The organism is Kribbella orskensis, assembly GCF_004342085.1.
Classification (GTDB): domain Bacteria; phylum Actinomycetota; class Actinomycetes; order Propionibacteriales; family Kribbellaceae; genus Kribbella; species Kribbella orskensis.
Map to the genome: position 1 here is coordinate 182,555 of NZ_SLWM01000011.1, position 21,502 is coordinate 204,056.

Genomic DNA, 21,502 nt, shown 5'->3' on the forward strand with positions numbered 1-21,502 from the left:
CTTCCTGTCCTTCCGTACGCCGCTTACCCGACCTCAGCAATTGACAGGCCCACCGCACACCGAGGCCTGTCCAGCGGATGCACCTCGGAACTTCACCAAATACCGCCTGGCTAGCGACCAGCGCACGCAATGAGCCCGCACCAACCAGGCACTCGCACCCCCGCAGTGACCACCCTGGTCCCACTGAGCCCGCGACGGAGGAGCAGGCGACGCAGGAGCCGCGCGGGCGGGACGTAGTACTAGCTGGGTTTGTAGCGGAGGAGGGTGCCGTTGGTGGCCCAGGGGGTTGCTTCCAGGAGGGTCAAGGGCTGCGGGGTGTCCTGGGTGGGGAAGACGGGTTTGCCTCCGCCCAACAGAACAGGGCAGACGCGGAGTTGGATTTCGTCTACCAGGTCTGCGGTCAGGAGGGTGTGGAAGAGGGAGATGCTGCCCCAGAGGATGATGTTCTTGCCCTCCTCGGACTTCAGGGCGGTGACTGCCTCGACCGGGTCGGTGACGATCTCGCCCGGCTCCCAGTCGCCCCACGGCGCGCTGTCGAGGGTCGACGAGACGACCACCTTGCGGAGGCGGTTCAGGTGCGGCGCGATCACCTCGTCGGTTGCCGTCGGCCAGAAGTCGACGAACAGGCGGTAGGTGTTCGCTCCGAGCAGCATCGTGTCGACGGTCTCGAGCAGGTCGAGGTTGTCGCTGTCGGCCTGGTCCGCGACGCTGTCGAAGAACGTGAGGTCGTCACCGGGCCCGGCGGCGTAACCGTCGAGTGACACGTATTCCTGGAAGATGAGCTCTCTCATCTCCCACAATCTAATGGCTTTGGTAGCTCAGTGGCCGATTCCCTTGCCCTCACCGCGGGCGACCGCGAGCAGGACGAGTCCTGACAGAACCAGCAGAATGACCATGGTGATGACGAACGTCAGCACTAGCGACTTCTCTCCCCGATTGTTGCCGTGCACCAGCCTCACCAGTGCTACGACCTCAGTCTTCCAGAAGTTCCCCCAAAGCCTTCGCCGCCTCGTCGATCTCCCAGCGCAACGTGTCCGGTGTCACCACCAGTTCCACAAACGACCAGCCCGGTACGTCGGCCGGTTGCCACGCGCCGGAGGTCGACTCGCGGGTCGCCTCCATCCGGCGTACGGCGGTCACCTCGATCTGCTCGGCCGGCCGCGGCGCGTAGACGCGGAACGAGTTGGTGTGCGGCGGCTCCGGGAAGACGCGGAATCCCGTGCTCTGCAAGGCGGCAGCCAGCTCGATCGCCCGCTGGTGGAGGTCGCCCATCAGCGGCAGCACGTTGCGGAGCCCGTTGCGCGCGGACACGGCGTACGGGAAGAGCGTGTAGACGTTGCCGCCGAGCCTGCGCTGCCAGCGGCGTACCTCTGCGATCAGATCCTCGGGCCCCGCGACAGCAGCACCGCTCAGACCACCCAGCCCCTTGTAGAACGACACGTACACGGTCGAGGCCAGCGCAGCCACCTCAGCAAGACTGTGCTCCAGGTACGGCGTGCTCTCCCACAGCCGGGCGCCATCCAGATGCAGCGGTACGCCGCGCTCCGCACAAGCCTCGGCGAACACCACCAGCTCATCCCAGCTCGGCAGCACGAACCCGGCGTCGCGCAGGGGTAGTTCCAGCGCCACAGCGGCCAGGCGACCCGGTATGGCGGCCAGCTCGTCCGGCCGGGGCTGCCGCGGCTCGGAGGTCAGCCGCTCGATGCGTAGGTGGTGCACTTCCTCCAGGGCGTTCAGCTCGTGCTGCAGGAAGTGCGAGAGCCCGTGCAGCGCCACCCGCTGAGTGCCGGCCCGATCTGCGTACACCCGGAGCGCACTCTGCTGAGCCATGATCCCGCTCGGCACGAACACGGCCGCGGGCTTCCCCAGCAGCTCCGCGACCTCCTGCTCCAGCAGCTCGACCTCGCCGCCGCTGCCGTAGCCGTCGCGCTCCTCCTCGGTCGCCGCCTCGGCCAGCGCACGCAGGCTGTCGGACACCGGGGCCTTCCGGCCGGACAACCAGCGGGTGCACTCGGCGGCAGCAGCCTTACGGCGGGAGCGGAGATCTTCGGAAGCGGTCGTCGTCGAGTAAGTCACCCATCCATCCTCCCCGACGGAGGCAACCAGATTTAGACCGGCGTGGTCACCACGTGCTCACCTTGGAGGGTCCTGATCTCCACCGAGCGAACCTGGTCGATCGGGACCAGTACGCCGCCGCCGAAGCGGCTGCCCTCGCGCGCGGCCTTCGGCGAGACGACCCAGCTGCCCGCGACGAAGGTCTTGCCGGCCTTGTCGGTGACGACCATCTCGCACTCGGCCCCTTGCTTCAGGCCCGAGATGTTGACCATGATCCAGCTCCAGCCGGCCCGCGGCTCCACCGTGGTCGCCATGGTCGCCTGGGTCACCGAGTCCGTCGCGGTCACCAGCTTCGACCCGGCCACGGGCGCAGTCGGATCGGGCGCCGTCTGACGGCCGATGAGTACGCCGCTGCCGAGCGCGCCGGCGATCACGACGACAGCCGCGGCCACCAGGTACCACGGCGAGCGCTTCTTGCGCGGCGCCACCGTCACAGGAGGCGCGGCAGCCGCAGCGGCGGCAGCCTCGGCCGCGGCAGTCTCGGCCGCGGCGTTCGAGCGAACCTCCCGCAGGGTCCGCTGCAGCAGCAGGTCACCGTCAGCCGGCGGCCCGTCCAGGAAGGCCTCCGGCGGTACTTCGGCGAGGAACTCCTTCATCTCGTCGAGCTCGGCCAGCTCCTGGCGGCACTCGGCACAGCCGGCCAGGTGCTCGTCGATCTCGCGGACCTCGTCCGGCTCCAGCGCGCCGAGGGAGTAGGCGCCGAGCCGCGAGGGATCGTGCTCACTCATCGGGCCACCTCCGCTTCCGGTCCACTCATCACCGCGCGGAGTGCGCGGAGGGCGTAATACGATCTCGATTTCACGGTACCGGGCGGAACGCCCAATTCCTTCGCGGCCTCAGTCACGGACCGGCCGCGGTAGTACAGCTGCACCAGCACCTCACGATGTTCCGGCGACACCTGGTCGAGCGCGTCCAGCACCACCATCGTGTTCACCACCGCCTCGGAGTGGTCGCCCTCCACCGGCGGGCGATCCTCCACCTCCGCCACCTCGGCGGGCCGCACGGCGCGAGCCCGGGCCCGGTCCGTGACGATGTTGCGCGCGACCGTCAGCAGCCAGCCGCGCACCGACCCCTTGCCCTCGAGCAGGTCGTCGGCGTGCTTCCAGGCCCGGACCAAGGTCTCCTGGACCACGTCCTCAGCCGCCGCCCGATCACCCGTCAGCCGGGTCGCGTACGCGAGCACGCTGCGGCCGTGCTCGGCGTACAGCGAGCGGATCAACGCCTCGGCAGCCTCCGGCCGGCGGTCCGTGTCACCCACCGCTATCCTCCCGGCCTCGACTGTCGCGGTCGTTCGTACGATAGGCGATCCAGCGACCATAGGCAGCACAGGGGACACCGCAGGGCCCCAGCTGGAGCCCTGCAGCAGGCAGGTGATCGCTTCCATCGGGCTCAGTACCCGTCGTTGCCGGACCCAGAGGCCTCGGTGGTGATCTTCTTGCCGTCCACCCCGACGACCCACCAGACCCCGCCGACCGCCTGGCCCTTGGCCTCCCCCGGCTTGCTGTCGCTGGCGAACCGGTAGAGCGGCAGGCCTGCCAGTGTGACCTGCTTGCTGCCGTCGGTCCGGGTCACCGTGCCGACCAGCGAGGCGTCGACCCCGTCCAGCTGCGGCGTACCGTCGCCGGCCACCACCGGCGGCCACGTGGCGGCACAGTCACCGTCGCAGGTCGACTTCGAGGGGTCCGCGGTGTCCTTGTCGAACACGTACAGCGTCCGGCTGGAGCCGTCCACGACGATCTTGCCGAAGTTGCCCACATCCGCGGCCGCGAGCTTCGCCCCCGACGACGCGGGCGCCGCCTGGCTGCTGGTGTTGCTCGGCGCGGCGGCCGGACTCTCCTCGCTCCCACCGCAGGCGGTGAAGGTGGACAGGCCAAGGACGGCCGAGCCGATGAAGATGGCTGAGCGCTTCATGGTTTCTCCTTGACTGGCTGGCCCTTCGACACCACCCACACGGACGAACGGGCCGACCGGTTCACGGAGAGCTCCGCGGTTATCGTTACGTTATGAGTACCGACGCCACCTTGCCCCCGGCGGTGCAGCGCGTGCTGACCGCGATCGACGAGCAGGACAACGACGCCTTCGTGGCCTCCTTCGCCACCGACGGGTACGTCGACGACTGGGGCCGGCAGTTCCGCGGCCCGGAGCGGATCCGGTCCTGGAGCGACAACGAGCTGATCGGCAAGCGCGCGACCTTCTCGGACGTCCGGGTGTCCACTCCGGGCAACCCTGTCACCATCACCACCCAGGTCGGCGGCGACGGCTACAACGGTCCCTCCCACTTCACCTTCGACGTCCAGGGTGACCTGGTCGCCTCGATGACGATCACGGCCTGAACAGGATCTTCCCCGAGCGGCCGCCCTGGCGGGCGTGGTCCAGCGCCTTGCGGAACTCCGCCAGCGGGTAGGTCGCCTCGACCTCGGCCCGCAGTACGCCGTCGGCGACCAGCGCGGCGAGCTCGGTGTAGGTCTGCTCGAGCTCCTCGCGCGACGCGTTGTTCAGCCAGTTGACGATCCACAGACCGCGCAGCGACAACTGCCGGTAGATGGAGTCACCCAAGCCGATCGCCGTCGGAGCACCGGTCACGCTGGAGTAGCTGACCACAGTCCCCTCGAACTCCAGCGACTGCGCCAGCGCTCCCGCGGTGGCGTCACCCGTGCCGTCGAGCACCAGGGACAGCTTCTCCTCCCCCAGCGCCTCGGCGATCCGCCCCGCCAGGTCGTTGCCATCGACAACCACCAGGTCGGCGCCGGCAGCCCGGAGCCGCTCGGCCACCTCCTCACGCCGTACGACGCTGAGGGTCTTCAGGCCGGCCTTCTTCGCCAGGGCGATCACGTACTGCCCGACACCGGAGTTCCCCAGGTTCTGCCCGACCCACTGCCCGGGCCGGAGGTCGACGTACCTGTTCAGCGCCAGATACGCCGTCAGCGGGTTGATGCCGACCATGGCCAGCTGTGCCGGGTCACCCTCGTCGGGCAGCGGCACGATGTTGCGGGAGGCAACGACAACCTGGTCCGCCCAAGCGCCCTGCTGGTAGTTCGGCACGATCAGAACCCGCCGGCCGACCAGTGACTGGTCCACCGACGTACCGGCCTGGACGACCCGCCCGACACCCTCGGAGCCGAGCGCGAACGGCGCCTGCGCCTGGTAGCCATAGGTGCCGGAGGCAAGCATGAAGTCCACCGGGTTGATGGCGGCGGCCTCGATGCCGACCAGCACATCGTCCGGGCCGACGGTCAGGTCCGGATCGGTGACCAGGGCAACGGACTCGTCGATGTCGCCGATCGCATTCAGGATCAACTGGCTCATTGTTCTATCCCCTTGGGTTTCTGTCTCAGTTGTTCGTGGTGAGGACCATGCGGAAACGCGCGGCACCGGACAGCATCCGGGCGTACGCGTCCGCGGCCTGCTCGAGTGGAACCGTCTCGACCATCGGCCGGACGTCGTTGGCCAGGCTGAAAGCGAGGTTCTCCTCGTTCTCGCTGGGTGTGCCGGTCAGCGAGCCCGCGATGCTGCGGCCGCCGAAGATCAGCGCCGAGGTGGTCACCTCGATCGGGTCGCCGGCAGCGCCGACCACGATCAGCCGGCCGCGCAACGCGAGGCCCTCCACCAGCGGAGTCATCGAGGCGCCGGTGGTGGCGGTCGCGATGATGACGGTGGCACCGCCGAGCCCCTGCAGAGCCTTGCCCGGGTCCACCGCCGCGCTGTCGATGTACTCGGTCGCGCCCAGCTTCAGCGCCAGTTCGCGCTTCTCCTCGCCCCGCGCGATCGCGACCACCCGCAGGCCGAGCTTCACGGCGTACTGGATCGCCAGGTGGCCGAGGCCGCCGATGCCCTGGACGGCGACCAGGTCACCCGGCCGCGGCGCGCCCTTACGCAATCCGTTGAACACGGTGATCCCGGCGCACAACAACGGCGCCGCCTCCGCCGCCCCCAACTCCTCCGGTACTGCGACCAGCCCGCTCGCCCGGGCGATCACGGATTCCGCGTAGCCGCCGTCGATCGAGTCGCCGAGCACCGGCTGGTCCGTGCAGTAGACGAAGTCGCCGCGCCGGCAGTTCTCGCAGGCGCCGCAGTGGCCGCCGAGATACCCCAGGCCGACCTGCTGGCCGACTCTCCAGCCGGTGACGTCCGGGCCGAGCGCGTCGATCCGGCCGACCACCTCGTGGCCGGGGACGATCGGCGTACCGGCCGGGCGGTTGCCGATGACGTTGCGCACGCCGTAAATGTCGCTGTGGCAGACGCCGCAGGCCTCGACGGCGATCCGGACGTGTCCGGGGCCGGGTTCGCTCAGTTCGCGCTCGACCAGGGTGAAAGCGCCGTCGCCGGTCGCCTGCACCGCGCGGTACGTGGTCATATCCTGCTCCTAAGATGATCGGTCGTCTTGATGTGGACAGAGCTCTCCCCTGGAAAAGGGGAAGGTGATAATCCGACTGCTCTCGACGGAGCAGTCGTCAGGTCCGGCTAAGCGAGCAGGGTGTCGAAGGTGACGGTGAAGAAGTCATCGAAGGGTTCCGGCGACCGCTGGGCGCGAACCCGGATCAGAGTGCCTTCCCAGGCGCTCACGAGGTACCGCCCGATCATCGCGGTGTCGAGCCCCGCGGGAATACTGCCGGCCTCCTGCGCCTCCGCGAGCGCTCCGCCCAGCCGCTCCGCCCACAGGCCGAGACCCTGCTTCAGCAACTGCTGGATGGAGTCGTTGTGGTCGGCGACCTCGGTGGTGAAGTTGCCGAGCATGCAGCCCCGCAGATTGCCGTAGCCGAGCACCTCATCCCGCAGATACTCGAAGTGGGCCCGGATCCGCGCCAGCGGCTCCACGGACTGGTCGGCCAGATCCCCCAGCCGCCGGGACACCCCGTAGCGCTCCAGGGTCTCGATCGCGAGCGCTTCCTTGCTCTCGAAGTGGTTGTAGAACGACCCCTTCGGCACTCCGGCCCGATCCGTGATGTCCTTCACCGCCGCGGCATTGAACCCCCGCTCATGAAACTGAGCCAGCCCCGCCTCGACGATCTCTTCCCGCATACTCCGCCTAGCCATGCATCCAATATGACCGGTCGTCTCAATCAAGTCAAGCGGTCAGTTGCCCCGGCGCACACCTACCGTCAAGTGCATGAGACTGTCAGCCCGCCGCTACCTGCGACTGCCGAAGGTGCCGACGCCTCCGGACGTGCCAGTCGCGGAGGCCGCCCTGCTGGTCTTCGCCGAGCTCGGCCCGGCCGCGACCGGCGGCACGCTGCTCGAACTCGCTCAGCTCGGCGCCGTCCGGATCGACGCGGGCGCGACCGAGCGCTCACCCCAGACAGTCGTACTGGTCGACCCCGGCGCAGCTACCTGGGACCACCACCGAACCCTGCTGAAGGAACTCTTCCCGCTGCTCAAGCCCGGTGAAAGCCGGGGACTGCGCCGTGGCCGCAAGGACAACCTGCGGATGCTCGGCGCACAGGACAAGCTGGCCAGGGCCGTGGTATCGCAGGTCGCAGAGCGCGGCTGGTTCCACCGGATGCCGGTTCACGGCCGCCCGGGAACACTGCTGCGCCGTACTCGGGTGATCGGCTGGGGCAGTCTGACGCCGGCCGGGCACGCGATGGTCGGCGAGGTCCTCGGCTTCCGGGGGTACTTCGGCACGCTCGAGGTCGGCGAAGTACGGCAGGCCGACCTGAACCGGATGCTGCCCTGGGCTCTCACGCTCGGACTGCACCACCGGTGGGAACAGCTCGCGGCCGGGCTGGAGGTGGGCGACGACGAACCCGTGAGCTGGTGGAGCGCCACGGGCATGTTCCGGCTCGGCCCGTTCCGCCAGGGTCTGGCCGCCTTCGCCGGCGGCGCCACGCTCAAGGCCGCGCAGGACACGAAGTACGCCTACGGCCTGTTCGATCATCAACCCGGCGACCTCACCGGCTTCGACACGGCGCCCGCCGGCGACGGCGGCTGGGCAGGCCTCGACGCCGGCGGCGGTGACAGCAACTGGTGAGTCCAGGCAGGACAGGTCGCAGGTCACCTGGACCCGTTACGCGTCCCGATCAGGCGGGTTCGGGTTCGCGGATTCGCTGGGAGATGACGGCGGAGACGCCGTCGCCTCGCATGGTGACGCCGTAGAGGGCGTCGGCGACCTCCATGGTGCGCTTCTGGTGGGTGATGACGAGGAGCTGGCTGTTCTCGCGGAGCTCCTCGTAGATCTCCAGCAGGCGGCCGAGGTTGGTGTCGTCCAGCGCGGCCTCGACCTCGTCGAGGATGTAGAAGGGCGATGGGCGAGCCTTGAAGAGCGCGACCAGGAAGGCGACCGCGACCAACGAGCGCTCACCACCGGACAGCAGCGACAGCCGCTTGACCTTCTTGCCGGGCGGCCGGGCCTCCACGTCGATACCAGTACCGAGCATGTCGTCCGGGTCGGTCAGCACGAGCCGGCCCTCGCCGCCGGGGAACAGCCGGCTGAAGACGTGCTCGAAGGCGACCTCGACGTCGCGGTAGGCCTCGGTGAAGACCTGCTCGACGCGGTCGTCGACCTCCTTGACGATGTCCATCAGGTCACGCCGGGACTTCTTCAGGTCGTCGAGCTGCTCGGACAGGAAGCGGTGCCGCTCCTCCATCGCGTCGAACTCCTCCAGCGCGAGCGGGTTGATCCGCCCCAGCTGGTTCAGCGCGCGCTCGGCGGTCTTCAGCCGCTTCTGCACCTTCGTCCGGTCGAACGGCTCCCCCTCGAGCTCAACGGTGTTGTCGTCGCCGTCCTTGGGCAGCGGCGGCACCAGCTGGTCCGGACCGTACTCCGCGATCAGCGCGTCCACCTCGGTACCGAGGTCGCTCAGCGCCTTCTCGTACAGCGCTTCGAGCCGCATCTTCTGTTCTGCCCGGGCCAGGGCGTCACGGTGCACGGTGTTCGTCAGCTGCTCGAGCTCGCTGCTCAGGTTGCGAGTCGCGGAACGAGCCTGGGCCAGCGCCTGCTCGCGATCGGCACGCTCGGCCTGGATCGCCGAGCGCTCCGAGGCGGCCAGCTGCAGGGAGTTCTCCAGCCGCGCAAGGACGTGGCCAGCCGCCAGGTGCACAGCCTGCGCCGCCTCTGACTGGCGTGCCCGCCGGGACGCCCGCGCGATCGCCCGGGCACGAGCCTCGCGCTCCTGGCGGGCCGCGCGCTCGAGGGAGTCGGCGCGGCCGGACAGAGCCCGAGCACGCTCCTCGGTGGTCCGCAGAGCCAGCCGTGCTTCCATTTCAGCCGCCCGGCCGCCCTTGGCAGCCTCTGCGAGCCGGTTGCGCTCAGTCGGGTCGGGCTCGTCGCCCTCGTCGTCGCCGTACTGCTCCACGTCGTTCAGCCGGTTCTCGAGGTCCGCGAGGCCGGACAAGTTCCGGTCCCGCTCGGCCTCGGCCGCGCTGATCGCCTCGGCCATCCGCTGCGCCTCGCCGCGGGATGCCTTCGCCAGGGACCCGAACTGCGCCAACTGCTCGGCGACGGCCGCCATCGACGCGTCCGACTCGTGCAGCCGGGCCAGGGCGATCTCGACGGACTGCTTCTGCTGCTCCCGCTCTCGCTCCATCGCCGCGAGCTCGAACCGCAGCCGCTCGCTCCGCGCGGTGGCTTCGGTCAGCTTCTCGGCGGCCTCGTCGACCGCGGACTGCACCTCGATGAGGCTCGGCGCCGCGTCCGACCCGCCGTATGCGAAGTGCGCACCCAGTACGTCGCCGGCGCGGGTGGTCGCGGTGACGTCGGGCAGGTGCTGGACGAGGGACCGGGCCGCGGGGACGTCGTCGACCACGGCGACCTTGCGGAGCAGCCGCTTGAGCGCGGGCCGCAGGTTGTCCGGGCAGTCCACCACCTCGACCGCGTACTTCGCACCGAAGGGCAGCTGTGGCCACGACGCGAAGTCATCGGCCGGGGCATCGCCCAGCAGCAGCCCGGCGCGGCCGAGATCGTGCTCCTTCAGGTGTCCGACAGCGTCCAGCGCCGCCTGGGTGTGCGTCACGGCCACGGCGTCCGCAGCCTCGCCCAGCGCAGCGGCGATGGCGGTCTCGTACCCGGTCCGCACGCTCAGCAGCGCGGCGACCGAGCCCATCAGGCCGGTCACCTGCTCGGAAGCGGCCAGCAGAGCGCCGGCGCCGTCCTTGCGGTTCAGGCCCAGCTCCAGGGCTTCCTTGCGGGCGGCCAGGCCGGTCCGCTCCCGCTCGGCGTCGCGCTCCTCGGCGCGCAGCTTGGTGAGGCGCTCCTCCAGCTCGTCCAGGACGCTCTGGGCCGCCTCGTACTCCTCGTCGAGGCCCCGCTCGCCGGCGTCGAGGCCGGCCACCTGGGTCTCGAGTGCGGTGAAATCGTGCTGCGCCTTAGCGGCGCGGGCCTCCGCCTCGCGCTGGTTGGCCGCGAGCCGGCCGATCTCGGACTCGGCGGCGGCAGCGCGGCTCTTCAGCGCGTTCACCTGGCCGGTCAGCCGGGCGAGTCCCTCCCGACGGTCCGCGGCGGCCCGGATCAGCGCCGCGATCCGGCGCTCCTCCTCCGCGTGCTCGGCCTCCAGTTGCTGACGGCGCTCGATGGACTCGGCGAGCAGCTCGGAGTGGGCCTCGACCTCGGCCTCGATCTGCGCCTCGGTCTCGCGGACCCGGGCAGCCTCCAGCTCGAGCTCCTCGGGGTCGCGCCCGGTGCGCGGCTCCTCGGCCTCGTCGTTCAGCGAGCGGATCCGGTCGGCCGCGATCCGGGCCGTGCCCTTGATCTTCTCGCCGAAGCCGGACAGCTGGTACCACGTGTCCTGCGCGGCCTGGAGCGCCGGGGCGTCGGTGCGCAGTGCGTCCTCGAGGGTGGCCTCCAGGTCTCGGGCCTCCCGCAGCGCGGCCTCGATCTGGGACCGCTTCTCGGTCAGCGCGGCCTCGTCCTTGAGCTCGGCCTCGAGCGCGGACTGGGCCTGCACGATGTCGTCGGCGAGCAGCCGGGAGCGGCCGTCGCGAACCTCCGCCTGGATCGTCACCGCTCGCCGCGCCACCTCCGCCTGGCGCCCGAGCGGCTTCAACTGGCGGCGGATCTCGGTGATCAGGTCGCCGAGCCGGTGCAGGTTGCCCTCGGTGGCCTCCAGCTTCCGGATCGCCTTCTCTTTGCGTTTGCGGTGCTTCAGCACACCGGCGGCTTCCTCGACGAACCCGCGCCGGCCCTCCGGGGTGGCGCGCAGGATCGAGTCGAGCTGGCCCTGACCGACGATGACGTGCATCTCGCGGCCGATACCGGAGTCGCTGAGCAGTTCCTGGACGTCGAGCAGCCGGCAGTTCTGGCCGTTGATCTGGTAGTCGGAGCCGCCGTTGCGGAACATCGTCCGCGAGATGGTGACCTCGGCGTAGTCGATCGGCAGCGCGCCGTCGGAGTTGTCGATGGTCAGCACCACCTCGGCGCGGCCCAGCGGGGCCCGGCCGGAGGTGCCGGCGAAGATGACGTCCTCCATCTTGCCGCCGCGTAGGGACTTCACACCCTGCTCGCCCATCACCCAGGCGAGGCCGTCGACGACGTTGGACTTCCCGGAGCCGTTCGGGCCGACGATGCAGGTGATCCCCGGCTCGAAATTCATCGTCGTCGCCGACGCGAAGGACTTGAAACCTCGGAGCGTCATGCTCTTCAGGTACAAGGCGTAGCTCCCAACCCGTGAAAGGACAGACGGAACCGATGGGAACCGCCGTAACTGCCAGTGACGCTGCCGCTACCCGGGGGAAGGTGTTCCGCTGTTGAGTCTACCGACTGCGGACATGAAACCGGCGGAGGCCCGGACGGGGGCCGCCGCCGTGGGTGGTGCGGACGGTGATGTGTACTGCTGTGGCTTCGGTGATTCAGACCGAAGCGGGGGCGCGCAGAGCCTCGTCTACCGTGAGCAGACGGCCGTCGTGAACGGCTGCGACCAGATGGTCATTCTCTGCCTGCAGGCGCATCACGTGCGCCTCCAGATCGGCGACACGCCGGTTGAGCAGACGAACCTGCTCGAGCATGCGCGGGTCAGTGCCTCCAAGGTGCCCTAGAAGAGCCTTGGCCATTGTGCTGTCCTCCGGAAGGGTTCTGGCAGGTGGCGCCCCTGGTCCGCGGAGCGCATAGTGTGTGCCGTCTTTCAGGGTGACACCAGCATTAGCCTGGGTCAACCTGGGGTACGTCAATTTACGATACCCCGCTCACCACCGGGCGTGTCGCGGCGTCGGCTGGCACTTCGGGCAGCGATACGACGAACGGTTCATGAACGCCTCGCGACGGATCGGACGACCACACCGGGGGCACGGCGAACCCTCCTGCCCGTAGGCCGCCAGGCCGCGCTCGAAATAGCCGGATTCCCCGTTCACGTTGACATAAAGGGCATCGAAGCTGGTCCCGCCGACGTCCAGCGCGGAGGCCATCACCTCACGCGCATGCCGCAGGATCTCCCTTATCTGCAAGGGTTTCATCGTATCGGTCGCCCGGGCGTAGTGCAGCTTGGCGCGCCACAACGCTTCGTCAGCATAGATATTGCCGACTCCGCTGACCAGCGACTGGTCCAGCAGAGCGCGCTTCAGGCCGGTCTTGCGCTTACGGACGCCGGCCACGAAGAGGTCCTCGTCGAACAGTGGATCGAATGGGTCCCGGGCGATGTGGGCGATCTCGTCGGGCAGTTCCGCGCCGCCCCCGGAGTACGACAGACCACCGAACATCCGCTGGTCCAGAAAACGGACCTCTCCGCCATTGTCGGCGAAGCGGAACCGCACCCGCAGATGCTTCTCGTCCACGGCTCCGACTGGCTGGACCCGGAACTGGCCGCTCATGCCCAGGTGGGCCAGCACGGCGTCACCGGACTCCAGCGGCAGCCAGAGATACTTCCCACGCCGCGCGGGCGTCCCGAGGGTCTGCCCCTTGAGCTTGGCGACGAAGTCGTCCGGTCCGGCGAGGTGACGGCGTACCGGCCGGGGGTGCAGCACCTCGACGGCGTCGATCGTCCGGCCAGTGGTGAATTCCGCGAGTCCGCGGCGAACGACCTCTACTTCCGGTAGCTCAGGCACCTCAGGGCTGCTGTGATGGGTCTGTGCTGTCGGGGTGGGCTGCTCGGAGGGCCTTCCAGGCGGTCTCGGCCGCCTGCTGCTCGGCTTCCTTCTTGCTCCGGCCGATGCCGTGCCCGTAGGTGTCCGAGCCGATCCGGACCCGCGCCTCGAAGGTCTTGGCGTGGTCGGGACCCGACTCGGCGATCACGTACTCCGGGACGCCGACGCCGAGTTGTGCCACCAGTTCCTGCAGGCTGGTCTTCCAGTCCAGGCCGGCGCCCAGCCGTGCCGACGACTCCATCAGCTCGTCGAACAGCGTGTGCACCACCCGGCCGGCCACCTCGAACCCACGGTCCAGGTAGACCGCGCCGATCAGCGCCTCGACGCAGTCGGCCAGGATCGACGACTTGTCCCGGCCGCCGGTGGCCTCCTCGCCCCGGCCCAGCCGCAGGTACTTGCCGAGCTTGAGGTCACGGGCAACCCCCGCCAGCGCGCGCATGTTCACCACAGCGGCGCGCAGCTTGGCGAGCCGGCCCTCGGAGAGGTCCGGATGGTTGCGGAACAGCGACTCCGTGACGATGACGCCGAGCACGGAGTCCCCGAGGAACTCCAGCCGCTCGTTCGTCGGCAACCCACCGTTCTCGTACGCGAACGAACGGTGGGTGAAGGCGTGCTCCAACAACTCGTCAGCCAGCGATACGCCGAGCCGCTGGTTCAGCTCGGCGTAGAGGCCCCCGTGTGCTGCCGATGTCATAGAGCGCTGACCGAATTCACTGGGTGAGGTGTCGCTTAGCTCTCGACGACCTGGCGACGCTCACCCTTGGCGCCGTACTGGCCGCAGGTGGGGCACACGGTGTGCTGCAGGTGCTTCGCGCGGCAGGCGGGGTTCACGCAGGTGACGAGCGACGGCGCAGTGGTCTTCCACTGGGCGCGACGGCTCCGGGTGTTGCTGCGCGACATCTTCCGCTTCGGAACGGCCACGGTTATGACTCCTCGGTTCGGCCGGGGGCATGCGACCCGGCCGGCTGGCTGGCTTATGTCTTGGTCTAGCGGTCTTGCGGTCGTTCGTCCTGCTGGAGCAGGCCACTCAGAGCGGTCCACCGTGGGTCGATGCCGTCCTCGTGCTGATGGCCGGGCTCGTCCGCCAGGCGTGCCCCGCACTCGGGGCACAGACCCGGACAGTCGTCCGTACACAGCGGCTGGAACGGCAGCGCGAGCACCACCTGGTCCCTCAGCGCCGGCTCGAGGTCGATCAGATCGCCCTCCATCCGGCTGGCCTCGTCGGGCTCGGCGTCACTCTCCGGGTAGACGTACAGCTCCTGGACGTCGGCGAGGAACTCGTCCTCGACATCGACCAGGCACCGCGCGCACTCCCCGACCAGGCGGCCACGGGCCGTTCCGGTGACGAGCACCCCTTCGACAACCGCTTCCAGTCGCAGATCGAACTGGATGGGGTCGCCCTCGGGGACGCCGATCACATCGATTCCGAGATCGGCCGGTGCCGGAGCCGTGAAGGTGACCTCGCGCTGGGACCCGGCACGGCGCGACAGCTCGTGGGTATCGATCACGAGTGGGGACCGCGGGTCCAAGACGCTCAGGACATCCCTTTCAGGCGTGGGCAGGCAGAATCTCAGTCTCAACGAGACCGGTGGACAACATTACCAAGTCCCCGCCGTTCGGCCCAATCCAGGGGCCTCTACAGCCTGTCGCGCAAGCGGGCGTGAACACCGGGTGGCAGGAAGTCGCCAACCGCACCGCCGAGTCTGGCGATCTCCTTGACCAGGCTGGAGGAGATGTAAGCGTTCTCCGGCGCGGTCGGCAGGAAGACGGTGTCGACGCCGGACATGTGCCGGTTCATCTGCGCCATCTGCAACTCGTAGTCGTAGTCGCCGCCCGAGCGCAGACCCTTCACGATCACCCCGGCGCCCTCGGCCCGGCAGTAGTCGACCAGCAACCCGTCGAAGGTGCCGACCCGGACGTTGCCGAACGGTTCGGTGATCTCGGTCAGCATCGCGACCCGTTCCTCGTCGCTGAACAGCCGCTTCTTCGACTGGTTCACCCCGGCCGCGACGATCACCTCGTCGAAGGCGGCCGCCGCCCGTCCGATGATGTCCAGATGCCCGTTCGTCGGCGGGTCGAAGGTGCCCGGGAACACCGCTCGGCTCATCAGTTCACCCCAGTGCCCTGGTCATGGCGGTGACCGTACCAAAGCCGGGCCTCGCCGTACTTGCGATCCCGCAGCGCGGCGAACCCCTCCGGCCACTCCCACGGCTCGCGTTTGCCGCGCTCGACCACCGCCACCGCGTCTTCCGCGAGCCAGCCGTTGCCCGCCAGCGCGACCAGGATCTCCTGTAGTTCAAGGGTTTCCAGCTTGTACGGCGGATCGGCGAAGACCAGGTCGAAGGGCATGCCGGAATTGTCGCCTGAGGCAACCTTCTCGACCGGGCGGACGAGCACGGTCGCCCCGGGCAGACCGACCGCCTTCACGTTCGCGGTGATCACCTCCGCGGCCTTGCGGTCCGCCTCGACCAGCACGACCCGCTCCGCGCCTCGGGACAGCGCTTCCAGCCCGATCGCGCCGGACCCGGCATACAGGTCCAGGACGGCGAGGCCGTGGAAGCCGGCGAACTCGGCCTCCAGCGAGGAGAACAGCGCCTCGCGGACCCGGTCGGCGGTCGGCCTCGTCCCACTCCCGGCTGGTACGGCGATCCGCCGGCCGCCCGCCACTCCCCCGACGATCCGCGTCACGTCTTCTCCAGGTAGTCGGTCGCCTCGGACTCCAGCGCGCTGCGGACGAACGAACGCAGTACGGGGTATTCGGCCAGTTCGGCGTCGACCGAGATGAGCGAGTTCGCCACGTGCCGCGCGGTCAGGATGATCTCCTCGTCGCGGAGCACGCTGAGCAGCTTCAGGCTGGTCCGGCGGCCCGACTGGGCGACCCCGAGGACATCGCCCTCGCGGCGGGTCTCCAGGTCGATCCGGGACAGCTCGAAGCCGTCCGTCGTGGCGGCGACCGCCTCCAGCCGCGCGTACGACTTCGAACCGGCCCAGCCGTGCGTCACGAGCAGGCAGAGGCCGGGCACCTTGCCCCGGCCGACCCGGCCGCGCAGCTGGTGCAGCTGGGAGATGCCGAACCGGTCCGCGTCCATCACCACCATGGTCGAGGCGTTCGGCACGTCGACGCCGACCTCGATCACGGTGGTCGCGATCAGTACGTCGATCTCCCCGGCGGCGAACCGGGTCATCACCGAGTCCTTCTCGTCGGCCGGCAACCGCCCGTGCAGGATCTCCACCCGCAGGTCGCCGAGGATGCCGTCGAGGATCTCCGCGACCTGCAGCACCGAGATCGCCGGCCGCGGCTTGCCCTTGGACTCGGCCTCCTCCTCGGAACCGGCCGCGAACTCGCCTTCCTCGTCGGCGGCGTTCTTCACCTCGTCGCCGATCCGCGGGCAGACGACGTACGCCTGGTGGCCCTTCTCGACCTCCTCGCGGACTCGCTCCCAGGCCCGGGCCAGCCAGGCCGGCTTCTCCTTCGCGGGGACCACCGAGCTCTTGATCGGGGAACGCCCGGCCGGCAGCTCGGTCAGCGTCGACACCGCGAGATCCCCGAACACGGTCATCGCCACGGTCCGCGGGATCGGCGTCGCCGTCATCACCAGCACGTGCGGGGTCGCGTCCCCCGACTTCTGGCTGAGCGCGGCCCGTTGCTCGACGCCGAACCGGTGCTGCTCATCGACCACCACCAGACCGAGGTCCGCGAACTGCACCTTGTCCTCGAGCAGCGCATGCGTCCCGACCACGATCCCGGCCGAACCACTCGCCGCGTCCAGCATCGCCGTACGCCGGGAGGCCGCGTTCAGGGAGCCCGTCAGCAGGCCGACCCGGGTGGCCCGTTCGGCGCCGCCGAGCATGCCCTGCTCCGCGAGCTCGCCGAGCATCGTCGTCAGGGTCTTGTGGTGCTGGGTGGCGAGCACCTCGGTCGGAGCGAGCAGGACCGCCTGACCGCCCGCGTCGACCACCGAGAGCATCGCCCGCAGCGCGACCACCGTCTTGCCGGAGCCGACCTCGCCCTGCAGCAGGCGGTGCATCGGGTGCGGCCGGGCCAGGTCCGCGAAGATCTCCTCGCACACCTCGGCCTGTCCGTCGGTCAGCCTGAACGGCAGCCGCGCGTCGAAGTCGTCCAGCAGACCACCCTCGGACTGGACCCGCGGTACGGCCTTCAGGGCATCGGTGACCGCGCGGCGCTGGGCCAGGATCGTCTGCATCACCAGGGCTTCCTCGAACCGGAACCGCTTCTGCGCGACCTCCCAGTCCTTCTCGGTCTCCGGCAGATGCACCTTCTGCAGGGCCTCCCGCAGCCCGATCAGCCTCTCCTTGCGCAGGATCAGCTCCGGGATCGGGTCGTCCAGCTCGCCGAGGTTGTCGAGCACGATCTTGATGCTGCGCTCGATCGTCGCGGTCGGCAGCTTCGCGCTGGCCGGGTAGAGCGGCCGGAACGGCTTGGCCCGGCGCTCGATCTCCTCCTCGCTCAGGTCCTCCTCGTCCAGGATCTCGGTGCCGGGGCCCTTGAGCTGCATGATGTCGCGGAACATCGTCACCTCTCCCCAGAACAGCGCCGCCGTACCGGCGGTCAGCTTGTTCGCCAGCCAGGGCTGGTTGAAGAAGGCGAGCTCCAGGTCGTTGCGCCCGTCGGTGACGACCACCTTGGTGATCGTCTTGTGCCGGCGGTACTTGTTCACCTCGTCCGGCCGGATCTCCTGCTTGGAGTCCAGCGAGCGCACGGTGACCTTCTTGACCCGCCCGCTGACCGTGGCCTGGTCGCCGACCTCCAGCTCGTCGAACGGCGTCAGCTCGCCCTTCCTCAGATAGCGCCGCGGGTAGTGCCGCAGCAGCTCGCCGACGGTCTCGATGCCGAGCACGTCCGAGAAGGTCTTGGCCGTCTTCGCCCCGACGAAGTCGCGGAGCTTCCGGTCGATGTCAGTCTTCATTCCACCCCGATCAGCAACGGGTACCTTTCCTGACCACCGTCGTACACCACGACATCGACATCCCGGCGGCTCCGGCGGACGTGCCGTACCAGCGCGTCGACCAGCTCGGGGTCCGCATCGCGCCCGGTGACCACGGTCATCAGCTCGCCACCGCCGCCCAGCAGCCGATCGACCACCCCGGTCGCGGCCGTCGTCAGGTCGTCGGTGATGAGGGCGAAATCACCGTCCACGACGCCAAGCGCGTCACCGATCCGGCAGGTGCCGGCCATCGTCCAGGCGTCCTTGACCGCGATCGTCACCGCGCCGTGGCGGGTCTGCCCGGCCGCGGCCGACAGATGCACGACGTCGTCGTCGAAGCTGCGCTCCGGGTCGTGGACCGCGATCGCCGCCAGGCCCTGGACCTGCGCCCGGGTCGGGATCACAGCGACCCGGATGCCGTCCTGCCGCGCTGCGGTGGCAGCCGCCTCGGCGACAGCGATGGAATCCTTGTCGTTCGGCAGCAGCACGATCTCCGGGGCGCCGGACCGCTCGATCGCCTTCAGGAGTTCGCCGGTCGAGCAGCGTCGCCCGGGTCCACCCGCGATGACGACAGCGCCGGAATCGGTGAACAGCTTCGCCAGGCCGTCACCCGCGGCGACGGCGATCACCGCACGACTGTGGACCCGTTGGTGGTGGGTCAGGTCGGCGAAGTGCGTGACCCTGATCCGGTACGGGCGGCCGATCTCGATGCCTGGCTCGATCGCCCCGCCGACGTTGTCGGTGTGCACGTGCACGTTCCACAGGCCGTCGCCACCGACCACCACGACGGAGTCCCCCAGGCCGGCGAGGAGGGTGCGGAAGTCGCCGATCTTCTCGTCCGGCGCCTCCAGCAGATACATCACCTCGTACGCCGGTCCGTCGGGGTCGAGGTCGTTTCCGGTCCGCGCCTCGGTCGGGACCACGCGGGCCGGTACTCCGGTGGTCGCCGCCGGGCCGCGGCCAGAGAGCACCGACTCGATCGCCCCGAGAATCACCACCAGCCCGGCGCCTCCGGCGTCCACGACCCCGGCCCTTCGCAGCTGCTCCAATTGCTCAGTGGTCTTGGTCAGAGCCACCCGTGCGGCCGCAACCGCCGCCAGGCATACCTCGGCGACCGTCCTTCCCTCGTTGGCCGCCTTCAGAGCCGCGTTCGCAGCCTCCCGGGCCACGGTCAGCATCGTGCCCTCGACCGGCTGCGCCACGGCCCCATAAGCGGCATCGGCAGCGAACACCAACGCATCCGCGAACGCCACCGCCTCACTCATCCGCACATCCGCGAGCCCGCCGCCGGCCTGCTCCTGGGTGCGTGGGAGGTTCTCGGCCAGGCGGAGACCGCAGGCTCGGACCAGTTGCGAGGTGATGACGCCGGAGTTGCCGCGGGCGCCGAGCAGGGCGCCTCGACCGAAGGCCTGGACCGCCTCCGCGAAGGTCAACTCCCCCTCCGGCAGCGCGTCACACGCCGCCTCCCAGGTCAGGTAGAGGTTGGTGCCGGTGTCCCCGTCCGGGACCGGGTAGACGTTCAGCTCGTCGATCTCCACCCGAGCCCGCCCGAGCTCCGACAGCGCAGTACGGGCCCAGCTCCGCAGTACGGCCGTCGTCAGCACCTCTTCACGCGCATCCACGCCCGGAAGGCTAACCGGTTTCACGCAGGTCAGCCCGATGCAACGGCCTCAGGCCCGGGAACCAGATCGACGTTCCCGACCCCCTTCACGCTCAGCGCGCACCCGTCCCGCGGCCGCTTGTCGCAGAGCCAGCACTCGAGAACGCCCCGCCAACCAGCAACTCACCCGCCCTACCCGTGCCACCCACGCCCCCGACGCCACCGCACCCCCGGCACCACCCCAACCCGCTCAACACCACCGAAGCCCGCACCTTGTGCACCGTCCGAGCACCCGCCGCCGGGCCAGGCACTCACCCCAAGCACAAAGTGCTTCCGGCGCATCCGGCCGAGTGGCAGTGCCCTGCTCGGGGCGGCTGGAGGCTCAAAAGTACGGCGATGTTGGCGATCTGGTCCGCCTCGATCGCCGGCGACACCCCAGGCAACGGCACCGAGGCGCAGAAGGCGATGGCGCAGGACGCGCTGAACCGCTGGTGGTGGCGCCGGACCGCGCCCTGGCGGCGTCGCTGTACCGAGCTCGCTCGGGCGGCGCCGTTGTACCGCGCGCCCCGGGGGCGGCGCTGTACCTAGCCCGCCCCGGGTGGCGTCGTCGTACCGAGCGGCCTGGCTGGTCGCCGTCTGGGGGGGGGTTGGCCACGCGGAGAGGGGGTTGCCTGGCCAGAGTCTGGGTGGGCAACCCTGCGCAGCCGGGGTGAACCCCTCGGAGCGCGGGGCTGGTTGGGGGACCTGGTGCACGGCGTGCTCGCGGGGGATGGGCGAGGGCGAGGTCCGCGGTGGTGGATGGGCACCTACTATGTGTTGTGCTTCCTTTGCTCTTCTCGGTGGCGACCGACAGCTACGACCTGGCGGTCCGTGAGATCCGGGACGAGTTCGGGCCCAAGGTCAGGATCGAGCGGGTCAGCGGGGACCTGGGGCGGATCGTGGAGAACGGGCCGTCGATCGAGGAGCTGGCTGACGCCTGCATCGCCGGGCGGATCATGTTCATCCGGCATCTGACGGTCGAGATCGCGAGCTTCGGAGTCGACGAGGTCCCGCCCGCGCACGAACTGGCCGAGTTGGTTCTCGCCGAGCTGCCCCGGCACCCTCAACAACTCGCCGTACAGACCTGGACCGACGGAGCCGGGACCGGCGGCTCGTACTACCACCTGCTGGAAGAAGCCCTCGGCGCCCGCGGAATCGAGGTCACCCGGGCCGGGCAGGACTTCGTGGTCTCGTGCTTCGTAGGGCGAAAAACCGTTGTCCTGGGCGTGAACCGGCTCGAGGACAGCCTGTCCGACTGGCCGGGTGGGCGGATGCGGCTGGCGCGGTCCGACGAACGGGTCTCGCGGTCGGAGTTCAAGCTGGAAGAGGCGATCCAGACGTTCGGCCTGCGACTTCCCGAAGGCGGCAAGGCGCTGGACCTCGGGGCAAGCCCGGGCGGCTGGACCCGGATCCTGCGGCAGTACGGCCAGGAGGTGTGGTCGGTGGATCCCGGCGCGCTGGACCGGCGAGTGACCGCCGACCGTGGCGTCCACCACGTCGGTACTACGGCCGGCGAGTTCTTCCGGCGCAACCAGCTCCGGTTCGACGTGGTGGTGAACGACATGCGGATGGACCAGATCCTGAGCGCCCGGGTGATGCTCGACGCGGTACCACACCTGCGCCGGGGAGCACTCGCGATCGTCACCCTCAAGGGCGGCGGCCGGAACCAGTTGGATGCCGCCAGGCGCGGGATGGATGTCCTGCGCAAGGAGTACGACGTACTGCACGCCCGTCAGCTTCACCACAACCGCAACGAGCTGACGGTCATCGCCGAGGCCCGATGAACGTGGCCACC

General features: G+C 69.5%; 23 protein-coding genes. 5 read left to right on the plus strand and 18 right to left on the minus strand.

The window, feature by feature from the left end:
- Positions 1-239 precede the first annotated feature (239 nt).
- The 6 genes from EV644_RS26900 to EV644_RS26920 form a co-directional block, all read right to left on the minus strand.
- The gene (locus tag EV644_RS26900; RefSeq protein ID WP_132191434.1) at positions 240-791 is read right to left on the minus strand and encodes a dihydrofolate reductase family protein; all 552 of its coding nucleotides are present in this window, start codon (positions 789-791) and stop codon (positions 240-242) included.
- Positions 792-818: 27 nt separating this feature from the next.
- The gene (locus EV644_RS44705; protein ID WP_158292932.1) at positions 819-959 is read right to left on the minus strand and encodes a hypothetical protein; all 141 of its coding nucleotides are present in this window, start codon (positions 957-959) and stop codon (positions 819-821) included.
- 13 nt (positions 960-972) lie between these two features.
- A complete protein-coding gene (locus tag EV644_RS26905; RefSeq protein WP_132191433.1) occupies positions 973-2,076 on the minus strand; it encodes a threonine aldolase family protein in 1,104 nt (367 codons plus the stop codon).
- Positions 2,077-2,108: 32 nt separating this feature from the next.
- Entirely contained in the window at positions 2,109-2,843 is a 735-nt protein-coding gene (locus EV644_RS26910; RefSeq protein WP_132191432.1) for an anti-sigma factor family protein, read from the minus strand.
- Positions 2,840-3,373: a sigma-70 family RNA polymerase sigma factor gene (locus tag EV644_RS26915; protein WP_132191431.1), complete on the minus strand. Its 534-nt coding sequence runs from the start codon at positions 3,371-3,373 to the stop codon at positions 2,840-2,842. Before EV644_RS26915 ends, EV644_RS26910 begins: the two co-directional genes overlap by 4 nt.
- 131 nt (positions 3,374-3,504) lie before the next feature.
- Positions 3,505-4,026, minus strand: coding sequence for a hypothetical protein (locus EV644_RS26920; protein ID WP_132191430.1), 522 nt, complete (start codon positions 4,024-4,026; stop codon positions 3,505-3,507).
- Positions 4,027-4,118: 92 nt separating this feature from the next.
- On the opposite strand from EV644_RS26920, the gene EV644_RS26925 reads away from it, so the two are divergent.
- Positions 4,119-4,448: a nuclear transport factor 2 family protein gene (locus EV644_RS26925; protein ID WP_132191429.1), complete on the plus strand. Its 330-nt coding sequence runs from the start codon at positions 4,119-4,121 to the stop codon at positions 4,446-4,448.
- On the opposite strand, the gene EV644_RS26930 is transcribed toward EV644_RS26925, so the two are convergent.
- The 3 genes from EV644_RS26930 to EV644_RS26940 all read right to left on the minus strand — a co-directional run bounded on the left by EV644_RS26930 (position 4,438) and on the right by EV644_RS26940 (position 7,149).
- Positions 4,438-5,421 carry a zinc-dependent alcohol dehydrogenase family protein gene (locus EV644_RS26930; protein ID WP_132191428.1) on the minus strand — a complete coding sequence of 328 codons (984 nt, stop codon included), beginning with the start codon at positions 5,419-5,421 and terminating at the stop codon, positions 4,438-4,440. The two genes, EV644_RS26925 and EV644_RS26930, sit on opposite strands and share 11 nt — an antisense overlap.
- A 25-nt stretch (positions 5,422-5,446) precedes the next feature.
- Entirely contained in the window at positions 5,447-6,469 is a 1,023-nt protein-coding gene (locus tag EV644_RS26935; protein ID WP_132191427.1) for an alcohol dehydrogenase, read from the minus strand.
- Positions 6,470-6,576: 107 nt separating this feature from the next.
- Positions 6,577-7,149 (minus strand): TetR/AcrR family transcriptional regulator, encoded by a 573-nt coding sequence (locus tag EV644_RS26940; RefSeq protein ID WP_132191426.1) that lies wholly within the window; start codon positions 7,147-7,149, stop codon positions 6,577-6,579.
- Positions 7,150-7,222: 73 nt separating this feature from the next.
- Between EV644_RS26940 and EV644_RS26945 the strand changes: the two genes are divergently transcribed.
- Complete coding sequence (locus tag EV644_RS26945; protein ID WP_132191425.1) at positions 7,223-8,083, plus strand: DUF2207 domain-containing protein; 861 nt, start codon at positions 7,223-7,225, stop codon at positions 8,081-8,083.
- Positions 8,084-8,132: 49 nt separating this feature from the next.
- On the opposite strand, the gene smc is transcribed toward EV644_RS26945, so the two are convergent.
- Positions 8,133-11,696 carry a chromosome segregation protein SMC gene (smc, locus tag EV644_RS26950; RefSeq protein ID WP_199240013.1) on the minus strand — a complete coding sequence of 1,188 codons (3,564 nt, stop codon included), beginning with the start codon at positions 11,694-11,696 and terminating at the stop codon, positions 8,133-8,135.
- Between the two features lie 118 nt (positions 11,697-11,814).
- On the opposite strand from smc, the gene EV644_RS45545 reads away from it, so the two are divergent.
- Positions 11,815-12,081: a hypothetical protein gene (locus tag EV644_RS45545; RefSeq protein WP_199240014.1), complete on the plus strand. Its 267-nt coding sequence runs from the start codon at positions 11,815-11,817 to the stop codon at positions 12,079-12,081.
- A gap of 147 nt (positions 12,082-12,228) precedes the next feature.
- Here EV644_RS45545 and mutM read toward each other — a convergent pair whose 3' ends face one another.
- From mutM to EV644_RS26995, 8 genes are all read right to left on the minus strand, one after another.
- Complete coding sequence (gene mutM, locus EV644_RS26960; RefSeq protein ID WP_132191423.1) at positions 12,229-13,083, minus strand: bifunctional DNA-formamidopyrimidine glycosylase/DNA-(apurinic or apyrimidinic site) lyase; 855 nt, start codon at positions 13,081-13,083, stop codon at positions 12,229-12,231.
- A 1-nt stretch (position 13,084) separates the two neighbouring features.
- A complete protein-coding gene (gene rnc, locus EV644_RS26965; protein WP_132191422.1) occupies positions 13,085-13,816 on the minus strand; it encodes a ribonuclease III in 732 nt (243 codons plus the stop codon).
- 35 nt (positions 13,817-13,851) lie between these two features.
- Positions 13,852-14,043, minus strand: a complete 192-nt coding sequence (rpmF, locus tag EV644_RS26970; RefSeq protein ID WP_077012766.1) for a 50S ribosomal protein L32 — start codon at positions 14,041-14,043, stop codon at positions 13,852-13,854.
- A 65-nt stretch (positions 14,044-14,108) separates the two neighbouring features.
- Complete coding sequence (locus EV644_RS26975; RefSeq protein WP_199240015.1) at positions 14,109-14,630, minus strand: YceD family protein; 522 nt, start codon at positions 14,628-14,630, stop codon at positions 14,109-14,111.
- A gap of 128 nt (positions 14,631-14,758) precedes the next feature.
- A complete protein-coding gene (gene coaD, locus EV644_RS26980) occupies positions 14,759-15,229 on the minus strand; it encodes a pantetheine-phosphate adenylyltransferase (RefSeq protein WP_132191420.1) in 471 nt (156 codons plus the stop codon).
- Complete coding sequence (gene rsmD, locus EV644_RS26985; protein ID WP_132191419.1) at positions 15,229-15,810, minus strand: 16S rRNA (guanine(966)-N(2))-methyltransferase RsmD; 582 nt, start codon at positions 15,808-15,810, stop codon at positions 15,229-15,231. Before rsmD ends, coaD begins: the two co-directional genes overlap by 1 nt.
- Positions 15,807-18,050, minus strand: a complete 2,244-nt coding sequence (recG, locus tag EV644_RS26990; protein ID WP_132191418.1) for an ATP-dependent DNA helicase RecG — start codon at positions 18,048-18,050, stop codon at positions 15,807-15,809. Before recG ends, rsmD begins: the two co-directional genes overlap by 4 nt.
- On the minus strand, positions 18,047-19,690 hold the full coding sequence (locus EV644_RS26995; RefSeq protein ID WP_241998798.1) for a DAK2 domain-containing protein: 1,644 nt from the start codon (positions 19,688-19,690) through the stop codon (positions 18,047-18,049). The genes recG and EV644_RS26995 overlap by 4 nt, the downstream gene beginning before the upstream one ends.
- 374 nt (positions 19,691-20,064) lie before the next feature.
- Here EV644_RS26995 and EV644_RS27000 point away from each other — a divergent pair, with 374 nt between their 5' ends.
- Both EV644_RS27000 and EV644_RS27005 read left to right on the plus strand, forming a co-directional pair.
- The gene (locus tag EV644_RS27000) at positions 20,065-20,256 is read left to right on the plus strand and encodes a hypothetical protein (protein ID WP_132191417.1); all 192 of its coding nucleotides are present in this window, start codon (positions 20,065-20,067) and stop codon (positions 20,254-20,256) included.
- Between the two features lie 230 nt (positions 20,257-20,486).
- Positions 20,487-21,491, plus strand: coding sequence for an SAM-dependent methyltransferase (locus EV644_RS27005; protein WP_242001028.1), 1,005 nt, complete (start codon positions 20,487-20,489; stop codon positions 21,489-21,491).
- Positions 21,492-21,502 lie beyond the last annotated feature (11 nt).